We start from the raw sequence: 11,575 nt of genomic DNA on the forward strand, positions 1-11,575 counted from the left end.
GGTGAAGGTCCGGTTAGGCGCCGGGGTCGGGCCTTCATTCGTATTGCGACCTCTACGCGCCTGCGTGCCACCTCACATGGTGCACCCGATCAGGGCTTTCATGCTCGGGGGCGAGTAAGCCGAATCATGAATGGTTAGAATCCAGCTTCCGCCGGCTCCGGCATCGTCCTGGCAAACAGTGCATGGCTTGACATCGGTCTTCACGGGCGGGGCAACGCAACGGCGGGCGAGGCTGAGTCTGCTGCTGGCGCTGGCTGTCTCGCTGCTGCTGCATCTCCTGGTCTGGTCGCTCTGGCGTCCCGCGTCCGGCAGCGCCCTGCCGCCAGCCGGCGGTCGCGTGGCGCTGCTGGTGACGCTGGGCGAGGCGCTCCGGCAGCCGGCGCCGTCCGTGACGGCAGAATCCTCGCCGTTGTCGGCACCGGGCTTGCCCGAGGCGGACACGCTGTCGGGTGTGGAGCACGTGCCGGAAGCGCCGGAAGCGGCCGCGCTGCTGGCCACCCTGGGTGAGCGGCGGCTGGCGACGCATGTGCCGCCTTACCTGGCACAAGCCTGGGTGATCAACGCGCCGCCGGGTTCCTGGTATTTCAGGCGTGCGGAGCTGACCGTTCCACCGGAGCCCCTCGAAGAAGCGGTGCTGCCACCGGAGCTTGCGGCTGACACCGGAGCGCTGCGCGGCACGGTCGTACTGCGCGTCTTCCTGGGTGCCAGCGGCCAGGTCGAACGGGTGGCGGTCGAGCGCAGCACCCTGGCGGCGGCTGTCGAGGAGCCGGTGGTGACGGTCCTGGCGCGTTTGCGCTTCCGCCCGGGCGAAATCGAAGGGGTGCCGGTGAGCAGCGAAACACGCCTGGAACTCAGTTTTGACGCGGCCGAGAGCGGCAGAAGCCAGGCCACCGATCGCCCCGGGGTTTTTCCGTCGCGCCCGCGCGACAAGGCCGGGCCGTCGGCTGGGGCGGGCGCCGTCGACCTGGCGCCAGCGCGCCGGTAGACGCCGGTCGGCCGCTAGCAACCGGGCGGGGGGCTGGCGGTCCGCGGCCGGCGGCCGCTCAGGGCTTGCGCCAGCGGCGGCCCGCCGCCGGCCAATGGCTACTGGAGTTCGCGCGGCAGGGCGAAGGTGACGTTTTCCTCGACGCCGTCGAGTTGCGCGACTATGCTCTGGTCGCCACCCGACACGCGATCGACCACCTTCTGGACGACAACCTCCGGCGCCGAGGCGCCTGCGGTGACGCCGATACGGCGGCTGCCGGTGAGCCATGCCGGGTCGATCTGCTCGGCCTGGTCGACCAGAAAGGCTCGGCTACCGACCAGTTCGGCGACCTCGCGCAAGCGATTCGAGTTGGAACTGGAGCGGCTGCCGACGACGAGCACGACCTCACTGTTTTGCGCCAGTTGCTTGACGGCATCCTGGCGGTTCTGGGTGGCGTAACAGATGTCGTCCTTGCGCGGGCCGACGATCTCCGGGAAGCGTTCCTTGAGGGCGGCGACCACCTGCGCGGCGTCGTCCACCGAGAGCGTGGTCTGGGTGACGTAGGCGAGGCGGGCCGGGGTGTGCACGGCGAGTTCCCGGACGTCGGCCACGGTTTCGACGAGATACATGCCGTCGGGACTCTGGCCCATCGTTCCCTCGACCTCGGGATGTCCCTTGTGGCCGATCATGACGATCTCGCGGCCTTCGCGGCGCATGCGGGCGACTTCGACATGCACCTTGGTGACCAGCGGGCAGGTGGCGTCGAATACCTTGAGACCACGGCTGGCGGCTTCCTCGATAACCGCCTTGGCGACGCCGTGCGCACTGAAAATGACGATGCTTCCCGCCGGCACCTCGCTCAAATGGTCAACGAACACGGCACCTTTGGCGCGCAGGTCGTCGCACACGAAACGGTTATGCACCACTTCGTGGCGCACGTAGATCGGCGCACCGAACCTGTCGATCGCCCGCTCGACAATGGCAATGGCCCGGTCGACGCCGGCGCAGAAGCCGCGTGGGTTGGCAAGAAGGATCTGCATGCTGGGCCTCACAGGATGGCGATGACCTCGACTTCGAAGCGGATCGGCTTGCCGGCGAGGGGGTGATTGAAGTCGAAGAGTGCGCTGCTTTCGTTCAGTTCGCACAGGAAACCGGCGAAGCTCGAGACGCCGTCGGGCGCGCTGAATTCGATCAGCGAGTTCACCCTGAGTTCAATCCCGGCGGGCAGGGCGCTGCGCGCGATACGTTCGACGAGACGCGGGTTGTGGGCTCCGAAGGCGTCGGCCGAAGCGAGTTCGAAGACATGTCGTGCGCCGACCGGCAGGCCAAGCAGGCAGTTCTCCAGCGTCTCGGCAAGCTGACCGCCGCCCATCTGCAGGGTGGCCGGCGACAGCCCGAAGGTACTGACGTATTCGTTGCCCGCGAGATCGGCGAGGCTGTAGTGCAGGGTCAGATAGCTGTCGGCCATGACCGTTGCTGTGCTGCTGGCGGGGGGGGCGGTATCGGGCATGCGTTCCTGGCGGTCGGAGAAGATCAAGCGGGCTGGCGCGGCGCCTGGCCGAGCGACGGAGCAAACGGATCAGCGGACGTCGCCATCGTGGACGCCTGGGCGGGTGGCAAACTGATCCCAGACCATCAGGGCTGCACCGACGCTGATCGCCGAGTCGGCGATGTTGAAGGCAGGCCAGTAGAAGCCGGCAGCGTGCCACTGAATGAAGTCGATGACGGCGCCGAAGCGCAGGCGGTCGATGACATTGCCGACGGCACCGCCGAGGATCAGCGTGAGCGCCAGCGAGAGCCGGAACTCGCCGCTGTGACGCGGCAGGATGCTGACGATCCACGCCGCGATGCCGATGGCCAGCAGGGTGAAAGCCCAGCGTTGCCAGCCGCCGGCATCGGACAGGAAGCTGAACGCGGCGCCCGGGTTGAACACCAGGACCCAGTTGAAGAAGGGCGTCACGTAGCGCGAATCGCCGGGCTGCAGCCAGGCGAGCACCAGCCACTTGCTGACCTGATCGAGGATGACGACGATGCCGGCCAGCCACAGCCAGCGGTCGATGTTACGCGAAGGCACGTGCTTCGCCCCCGCCTGCGAGATTGTCGATGCAGCGGCCGCAGAGGCCGGGGTGATCGGGGCTGACCCCGACGTCGGCCCGCACGTGCCAGCAGCGCTCGCACTTGGCGTGCGTCAGGGGGGCGCAGAGCAGTTTTTCCTCGGCATCGCGGACGAGCGCGGTCTGCGAGCAGATGAGGACGAAGCGCAGATCGTCGCCCAGCGAAGCAAGGGTCTCGTACTTCTCGCCGTCGCAGTGCAGGCGCACCTCGGCCTGCAGCGACGAACCGATGTGTCCCGCGATGCGTAGTTCCTCGAGTGCCCGCATGACTTCCGCACGATAGGCGCGGATGCGGCGCCATTTGTCGAGCAGTTCGCCTTCGCCGGCCGGCGCCGGGAGTGGCTGCCAGGTCTGCAGCATCACCGACTGCTCGCCGTCGCCGCTCTGCAACTGCCAGATTTCTTCGGCAGTGAAGCACAGCACCGGCGCCATCAGCTTGACCAGACACTGCAGGATGTGCCACAGGGCGCCCTGCGCCGAACGACGCGCCGTCGAGTCGGCAGCGGTGGTGTACAGGCGGTCCTTGAGAATGTCGAGATAGAAGCCGCCGAGATCCTCGGAACAGAAGGTCTGCAACGACTGCATGACACGGTGGAACTCGAAACGCTCGTAGTCGGCCTCGCACTGCGCCTGCAGTTGCCGGGTCATGGCCAGCGCGTAGCGGTCGATTTCCAGCCAGTCTTCGAGCTCGAGCCTGTCACGCGTGGGGTCGAAGTCCGCAGTGTTGGCGAGCAGGAAGCGCAGGGTGTTGCGGATGCGCCGGTAACTCTCGACGACCCGCTTGAGAATCTCGTCGGAAATCGACAGTTCGCCGGAGTAGTCGGTGGCCGCGACCCACAGGCGCAGGATCTCGGCGCCCAGCGTGTCGGCGATCTTCTGCGGCGCGATGACATTGCCTTTCGACTTGGACATTTTCAGGCCCTTGCCATCGACCACGAAACCGTGCGTCAGCAGGGCTTTGTAGGGCGCCCGGCCATCCATCGCGCAGCCGATCAGGAGCGAACTCTGGAACCAGCCGCGGTGCTGATCCGAGCCTTCGAGGTAGAGGTCGGCGGGATAGGCCAGTTGCTCGCGGTGCGAACCGCGCAGGACGCTGGAGTGGGTCGAGCCGGAGTCGAACCAGACGTCCAGCGTGTCGCTCATCTTGTGGTACTGGGCGGCCTCGGCACCGAGCAACTCGACCGGGTCGAGCGCGAACCACGCTTCGATGCCGGATTTTTCGACCCGTTGGGCGACGGCTTCGATCAGTTCGCCGGTGCGCGGGTGCAGCGCACCGGTCTCGCGGTGCAGGAAGAAGGGCAGGGGGACTCCCCAGTTGCGCTGCCGCGACACACACCAGTCGGGCCGGGTACGCATCATCGCCTCGAGACGGGCGCGTCCCCAGTTCGGGAAGAACTGCGTTTCGTCCACCGCGCGTTCGGCCCGCCAGCGCAGGGTCGGTTCTTCTTCGCTGTGCTGCCCGGCCGGCATTTCGGGGGCTGGCGGACGGTGCTCCATGCCAACGAACCACTGCCTCGTGGCGCGGAAAATGATCGGTGTCTTGTGGCGCCAGCAATGCGGGTAGCTGTGGCGGATCGTTTCCGACTGAAGCAGGCGGCCGCTGGCGGCGAGTTCCCGCAGGACCAGCGGGTTGGCCTCCCAGACGGACTTGCCGGCCAGCTCGCCGACCACCGCCAGTGGCGGGGTGCCGGCGATGAAACAGCCATCGTCACCAACCGGATTATTGACCGGCAGACCGTAGACCCTGCCGATCAGGTAGTCGTCGGTGCCGTGTGCCGGTGCGGTGTGCACCAGCCCGGTACCCGCCTCGAGAGTGACGTGCCTGCCGCAGATGAGCGCCACGTCGCGCGGCTGGAAGGGGTGTCTGAGCAGTACCTGCTCGAGGGCGCTACCCCTGGCCGAGCCGATCACCGTGCCGGCAAGGGCATAACGCCGCAGGCAGGCGTCAGCCAGCTCGCGAACCAGGATCAGCGCGCCTTTGGCGGTGTCGATCAGGTCATAGATGAAGTCCGGGTGGGCGCAGACCGCCTCGTTGGCCGGCAGGGTCCACGGCGTGGTGGTCCAGATGACCGCGAAGGCGGGTCCCCGCAGGTGGGTCAGGCCGAAGGCCCGGGCCAATTTGTCGGCATGATTGGCGTGCACTTCGAAGGCGACATCGATTGCCGCGGAAGTCTTGTCCTCGTATTCGACCTCGGCTTCGGCAAGCGCCGAGCCGCAATCGAGACACCAGTTGACCGGTTTCAGACCCTGGTAGAGGTAGCCCTTGTCGAGGATGCGGCCAAGTGCGCGAATCTCGTCGGCCTCGGTCTTGTGGTTCATGGTCAGATAGGGTTGCTCCCAGGCGCCAAGCACCCCGAGCCGGATGAAATCCTTCTTCTGACGTTCCACCTGCTGGCTGGCAAAGGCGCGGCACAGTTCGCGCACACGGTCGCCCGGCAGATGCTTGCCGTGCAGCTTTTCGATCTGGTGTTCGATCGGCAGGCCATGGCAGTCCCAGCCCGGGACGTAGGGTGCGTCGAAGCCGGCCAGCGTTCTGGCGCGCACGATGATGTCCTTGAGGATCTTGTTCACCGCGTGCCCGATGTGGATGTCGCCGTTGGCGTAGGGTGGACCGTCGTGCAGGACGAAGCGCGGGCGTCCCTGCGCGGCAGCGCGGATTCTCTCGTAGAGCCGGGAGTTCTGCCAGGCGGCAACCCATTGAGGTTCGCGGCGGGCAAGGTCGCCACGCATCGGAAAGGGCGTGTCGGTGAGATTGAGGGTTTTCCTGTAGTCGGACATGGCGGGTCTCACAACTGGAAGTACGCCTTGACGTCGGCGACGTCCTGGGCGATCTGCGCGCGCAGTGCGCTGAAGTCGGGGAATTTCATTTCGTCGCGCATCTTGTGCAGGAAACGGACGATCAGGTGCGCGCCGTAGATGTCGGCATTGAAATCGAGCAGGTGTACTTCGAGCAGCGGGCGCACCACCTGATGGGCGCTCGGGCGATAGCCGAGGTTGGCGGCGCCCCGGTGTGGTCCGCCCGGCAGCCCCTTGACCTCGACCGCGAAGACTCCCTGCAGCGGTGGCCGCTCATGCTTGATGCGGATGTTGGCGGTGTGGAAACCCAGTTGCCGGCCGATCTTGTCGCCGTGCACGACGCGACCGTCGATTGCATAGGGACGGCCGAGCAGCCGCGCCGCGTGCTCGATCCGTCCTGCCTGGAGGGCGTCGCGCACCGCCGAACTGGATACCCGCTCTCCGTCGAGGGTGACGCTCTCCATCGCCTCGACCCGGAAGCCGAGGCGGGCGCCGCTCTCTGCAAGGAGGTCGAAGTTGCCGGTGCGCCCGGCGCCGAAGCGAAAATCGTCGCCGATGATCAGGTGTCGGATGCGCAGCGCGCCGAGCAGAACACGTTCGATGAATTCATTGGCTGTCAGGGCGGCGAAGCCGGCGTTGAAATGGCAGACATGCACCAGGTCGGTGCCGTCGTCGGCCAGCAGTTCGAGTTTCTCGCGTAGTGTCGACAGGCGTGAGGGAGCCGATTCCGGGGCGAAGAACTCGCGCGGGTGAGGCTCGAAGGTGAGCACCGCTGCCGGCAGTCCGGCCGCCGCCGCTGCCGCCGTCAGGCGGGCGAGCAACGCGCGATGGCCCAGATGTACGCCATCAAAGTTGCCTATGGTGAGGACGGTGGCACTGTGCGCTGTCTGTGAAAAACCGCGATAGACGAGCATCGGGCACGAGTGGGGGCGGACAAAACGTGCGATTATAACCGGTTTTCCGGTACGCTGGCCGGTGCCGCCCCATTTTCCTTCGTACGGCAGTGATGAATATCGGCAATTGCTACCATTGTGGTCAGCCCATACCGACCGGGGTCGATCTGGCGACCGACATCGACGGACAGCCGCGCGCCATGTGCTGTGGCGGCTGCCAGGCCGTGGCGCGGGCGATCGTCGATAACGGGCTGACCGACTATTATCGCAATCGCGATGCCTTGCCGAACGCTCCGCGCGAGGCGCTGCCGGCGATCGTCGAAGGTCTGCAGCTTTACGATCATGCGGACTTCCAGAAAAGCTTCGTGCGGGTCCTCGGCGAAGGGCCGGAGCACAGCGAGCTCGAGGCATCGCTGATGCTCGAGGGGATCACCTGCTCGGCCTGCATCTGGCTCAACGAGCAGCACCTGTCACGCCTTGCCGGGGTGACGGCGGTCGATATCAACTATGCGACGCGGCGTGCCCGTGTGCGCTGGGACACGCGCCGGATCAGGTTGTCCGGGATCCTGGCGGCGATTGCTGCGATCGGTTATCGGGCTTACCCCTACGATGCCGCGAAGAGCGAGGAACTGGCGCGCCAGGAGCGACGCAGCGCGCTGTGGCGGGTGTTCGTCGCCGGTTTCGGCATGATGCAGGTGATGATGTACGCCGTGCCGGTCTATCTGGCCGGTGAGGGCGAGATGACGCCGGCGGTCGAGCAGTTGATGCGCTGGGCCAGCCTGGTGCTGACGGCGCCGGTGATCTTCTACTCGGCCGCGCCGTTCTTTCGCAATGCCTGGCTTGACCTGCGACTGCGCCGTGCGGGGATGGATGTGCCGGTGGCGCTGGGAATCGGGGCTGCCTTTGTGGCGAGCGTCTGGGCGACCCTGACGGCCAGTGGCGAGGTCTATTTCGACTCGGTGACGATGTTCGTTTTTTTTCTGCTCAGTGGGCGCTTTCTCGAGATGACCGCTCGCCAGCGTGCGGTCAGCGTGACCGAGGCGCTGGCCAGACTGATGCCGGTGGTCGCGACCCGCCTGCCGGCTTATCCCGTGCAGCGCGATGTCGAACAGGTGCTGGCAGCCGACCTGCGGCCGGGTGAGGTCGTGCTGGTCAAGCCGGGCGAGACCATCCCGGCTGACGGGAGGGTGCTCGAAGGGGTCAGCAGCGCCGATGAATCGCTGCTGACCGGCGAGAGCGCGCCGGTGGACAAGCGACCGGGGCTGGCGGTGACCGGCGGGGCGGTCAATATCGAGAGCCCCCTGCTGGTCGAGGTGACACAGGTCGGGGAAGCCACCCGGTTGTCGGCGATCGTTCGTCTGATGGAGCGCGCGGCGACCGAGAAACCGAGAATCGTGGACCTGGCGGACCGCATCGCCAGCCGCTTCATCATCACTCTGCTGTTTCTGGCGGTGGTGGTGGCGATTGCCTGGTGGTTCATCGATCCGCGGCAGGTGTTGTGGATCACCGTGTCGGTGCTGGTCGTCACCTGTCCCTGTGCGCTGTCGCTCGCCACGCCGGTGGCGCTCACCGTTGCCAGTGGGGCAATGGCCAGGGCCGGTCTGCTGGTCACCCGCAGCCACGCTGTCGAGACCCTTGCCCGGGCCAGCCATTTCGTGTTCGACAAGACGGGAACCCTGACCACCGGCGAGATGCGGGTGCTCGAAGTCCTGCCGCTCGGCCAGCTCGATCAGGATGCCAGCCTGCTGCTGGCGGCGGCGCTCGAGCAGGCATCGGAGCATCCTCTCGGGCGCGCCTTGTGCTTGGCAACGAGGGGTCGGGTGCTGCCACCGGTCGAGGCGTCGACCAGTGAGCCGGGTTACGGTGTGAGTGCCCGGCTGGCCGGTCGACAAATCCGTCTGGGCCGGCCAGCCTATGTTCGGGCCCTGCACGGGCAAGCCTTGCCGGAAACCGCGCATGCACTGTCCGGCTGCACCGATACGGTGATTGCACTCGGTGACGAAGCCGGCTGGATTGCCCTCTTTCGTCTGGGTGATCAGGTGCGACCGGAAGCTGTGACCCTGATTGCTGCCCTGCGGGCGGTCGGGGGGAAGGTGACGCTATTGACTGGTGATGGCGCGGCGGCAGCGCAACGCGTGGCGCAAGCCCTGGTGGTGGATGAGGTGGTGGCGGAGGCATCACCGCAGCGCAAGCAGGATTACGTTCGGCGCCTGCAGATGGGTGGCGTCGTCGTGGCGATGGTCGGCGACGGAGTCAACGATGCGCCAGTGCTGGCGCAGGCGCAGGTCTCGGTGGCGATGGGTGGGGGCGCGCAGCTGGCACGCACGCAGGCGGACCTCGTGCTGCTCTCCGGGAACCTGGACCACCTGCGGCGAGGTGTGGCTGTGGCGCGTCGCTCGCTACGCGTCATCCGGCAGAACCTGTGGTGGTCCTTCGCCTATAATCTTATGGTTCTGCCGCTCGCCATGACCGGCTTCATTACCCCGTGGATGGCCGGCGTCGGCATGTCCGGCAGCTCCCTGCTGGTCGTCGCCAACTCGCTGCGTCTGCAGAGGGCTGTCGGGAGCTGACCACCCATGGAAACAATCTACCTGCTGATCCCGATCTCAGTCGTGCTTGTCTTCCTGATCGCCATCGCCTTCTGGTGGTCGCTGCGCAATGGGCAGTTCGATGACATGGAAGGGCCGGCCTACCGCATCCTGATGGATGATGACCGGTCGCCCCCGGCGGCGCCACGGGCGGATGATCACGCTGACCCAGCGGACGTTGTGGACCGGCGCGCCGGCGCCGGGTCTGGCCATCTGCGCGACTCTTGACTCAGGTCAAGACGCCCGTGCACCAGATCGGGATAATTCGCTGGTCGATGGCCGCCGTGCCGCGGCGATCGCCGTCTGGGGTGTCCACAGGAAGGTTTCTCTGTTGGGGTTCGGGTGCGTTTCGACGCACCCTTTTTTTGTATCGGCGAAGGCTTTTCCTTTTCTGTGGCCGGCTTGATCTGTGTCAAATTTGATCCCCAAGGGTTACAATAGCATCTGATTAATCAGTGCCCGGGATAAGGGCATTCAGGGCGGTGAAAGCCGGTTTTCTTGGTCAAGAACGAGGTGAGTCCATGTCGGAAACTCAGTCAACATACAACTACAAGGTGGTGCGGCAGTTTGCCGTGATGACCGTCATCTGGGGGATTGTCGGAATGCTGGTCGGCGTGATCATCGCCGCCCAACTGGTCTGGCCGGAGCTGAATATCGGCTGGCTGCACTTTGGCCGCTTGCGTCCCCTGCATACCAATGCGGTGATCTTCGCCTTCGGCGGTTCAGCACTGTTTGCCACCTCCTATTACGTCGTGCAGCGTACCTGCCATGCGCGCATCTTTTCGGATGGGCTGGCCGCCTTCACCTTCTGGGGCTGGCAGTTGGTCATCGTGCTGGCCGCCGTCACCCTGCCTCTGGGCATGACCTCCGGCAAGGAATACGCCGAGCTCGAGTGGCCGATCGACATCTTGATCACCCTGGTCTGGGTCGCCTACGCAGTCGTTTTTTTCGGCACCATCGCCAAGCGCAAGGTGAGCCATATTTATGTGGCCAACTGGTTCTACGGTGGCTTCATTCTTGCCGTGGCATTGTTGCATGTCGTCAATAGCGCGGCCATCCCGGTGTCGCTGACCAAATCCTACTCGGCCTATGCTGGTGTGCAGGATGCCATGGTGCAGTGGTGGTACGGTCACAACGCGGTCGGTTTTTTCCTCACCGCCGGCTTCCTGGGCATGATGTACTATTTCGTTCCGAAGCAGGCCGGTCGCCCGGTCTACTCGTATCGCTTGTCGGTGGTGCACTTCTGGGCGTTGATCTTCACCTACATGTGGGCCGGTCCGCACCACCTGCATTACACTGCTCTGCCTGACTGGACGCAGTCGGTCGGGATGCTGTTCTCGCTGATTCTGCTGGCGCCCTCGTGGGGAGGCATGATCAACGGCGTGATGACGCTTTCCGGTGCCTGGCACAAACTGCGCGATGATCCGATCCTCAAGTTCCTGATCACCTCGCTGTCGTTCTACGGCATGTCGACCTTCGAGGGGCCGATGATGGCGATCAAGACGGTCAACGCGCTCTCCCACTATACCGACTGGACCGTCGGACACGTCCATTCGGGAGCGCTCGGCTGGGTGGCGATGGTTTCGATCGGTGCGATCTACTACCTGCTGCCGCGCCTGTTCGGCAAGCCGGAAATGTTCAGCGTCAAGCTGATCACGGTGCACTTCTGGGTGGCCACGATTGGTGTCGTGCTCTACATCGCTTCGATGTGGATCTCTGGTGTGATGCAAGGTCTGATGTGGCGGGCGGTCAATGCCGACGGTACGCTGACCTACAGCTTCGTCGAATCGGTCAAGGCTTCCTATCCGTTCTGGGCCATTCGCTTCCTCGGCGGTCTCCTCTTCCTGTTCGGCATGTTGATCATGGCGTACAACATGGTCAAGACCATTGCCGGTGGTCGGGTTGTTGACGATGCGCGTGTGTTGCAACCGGCTGCTCACCACGCCTGAGGAGATGAATGAAATGAAAATTACGCAAGACGCGATCGAGCGCAGTGTCCCGCTCATGGTTCTGCTGACCCTGCTGGTGGTCAGCGTCGGTGGTCTGGTGGAAATCGTTCCGCTGTACTTCCAGAAATCCACCACCGAGCCGGTGACCGGGCTCAAGCCCTACGATCCGGTGCGCCTGACCGGCCGCGACGTGTATGTCCGCGAAGGTTGCTTCCTGTGCCACTCGCAGATGATCCGGCCGTTCCGTGCGGAGACCGAGCGCTATGGCCAT

General features: G+C 65.2%; 10 protein-coding genes. 5 read left to right on the forward strand and 5 right to left on the reverse strand.

Annotated features, from left to right (window positions below; translation table 11 throughout):
* Positions 1-187: 187 nt before the first annotated feature.
* Complete coding sequence (locus JNK99_RS05110) at positions 188-985, forward strand: TonB family protein (protein WP_291849574.1); 798 nt, start codon at positions 188-190, stop codon at positions 983-985.
* 98 nt (positions 986-1,083) lie between these two features.
* On the opposite strand, the gene ispH is transcribed toward JNK99_RS05110, so the two are convergent.
* The 5 genes from ispH to JNK99_RS05135 all read right to left on the reverse strand — a co-directional run bounded on the left by ispH (position 1,084) and on the right by JNK99_RS05135 (position 6,788).
* Positions 1,084-2,004, reverse strand: coding sequence for a 4-hydroxy-3-methylbut-2-enyl diphosphate reductase (ispH, locus tag JNK99_RS05115; protein WP_291849577.1), 921 nt, complete (start codon positions 2,002-2,004; stop codon positions 1,084-1,086).
* An 8-nt stretch (positions 2,005-2,012) separates the two neighbouring features.
* Positions 2,013-2,474 (reverse strand): peptidylprolyl isomerase, encoded by a 462-nt coding sequence (locus JNK99_RS05120; RefSeq protein ID WP_291849580.1) that lies wholly within the window; start codon positions 2,472-2,474, stop codon positions 2,013-2,015.
* A gap of 69 nt (positions 2,475-2,543) precedes the next feature.
* A complete protein-coding gene (gene lspA, locus JNK99_RS05125) occupies positions 2,544-3,038 on the reverse strand; it encodes a signal peptidase II (protein ID WP_291849583.1) in 495 nt (164 codons plus the stop codon).
* Entirely contained in the window at positions 3,025-5,856 is a 2,832-nt protein-coding gene (ileS, locus tag JNK99_RS05130) for an isoleucine--tRNA ligase (RefSeq protein WP_291849586.1), read from the reverse strand. Before ileS ends, lspA begins: the two co-directional genes overlap by 14 nt.
* 8 nt (positions 5,857-5,864) lie before the next feature.
* Positions 5,865-6,788: a bifunctional riboflavin kinase/FAD synthetase gene (locus JNK99_RS05135; RefSeq protein ID WP_291849589.1), complete on the reverse strand. Its 924-nt coding sequence runs from the start codon at positions 6,786-6,788 to the stop codon at positions 5,865-5,867.
* A gap of 92 nt (positions 6,789-6,880) precedes the next feature.
* Here JNK99_RS05135 and JNK99_RS05140 point away from each other — a divergent pair, with 92 nt between their 5' ends.
* The 4 genes from JNK99_RS05140 to JNK99_RS05155 form a co-directional block, all read left to right on the forward strand.
* Positions 6,881-9,337 (forward strand): heavy metal translocating P-type ATPase, encoded by a 2,457-nt coding sequence (locus JNK99_RS05140; protein WP_291849592.1) that lies wholly within the window; start codon positions 6,881-6,883, stop codon positions 9,335-9,337.
* Between the two features lie 6 nt (positions 9,338-9,343).
* Positions 9,344-9,583: a cbb3-type cytochrome oxidase assembly protein CcoS gene (ccoS, locus tag JNK99_RS05145; RefSeq protein ID WP_291849594.1), complete on the forward strand. Its 240-nt coding sequence runs from the start codon at positions 9,344-9,346 to the stop codon at positions 9,581-9,583.
* Between the two features lie 293 nt (positions 9,584-9,876).
* The gene (ccoN, locus tag JNK99_RS05150) at positions 9,877-11,304 is read left to right on the forward strand and encodes a cytochrome-c oxidase, cbb3-type subunit I (RefSeq protein WP_291849597.1); all 1,428 of its coding nucleotides are present in this window, start codon (positions 9,877-9,879) and stop codon (positions 11,302-11,304) included.
* Positions 11,305-11,317: 13 nt separating this feature from the next.
* The coding region (locus tag JNK99_RS05155) for a cbb3-type cytochrome c oxidase subunit II (protein ID WP_291849599.1) at positions 11,318-11,575 on the forward strand (258 nt) is incomplete at its 3' end.

Origin of the sequence: Accumulibacter sp. (assembly GCF_016789985.1) — a bacterium.
Classification (GTDB): Bacteria; Pseudomonadota; Gammaproteobacteria; order Burkholderiales; family Rhodocyclaceae; genus Accumulibacter.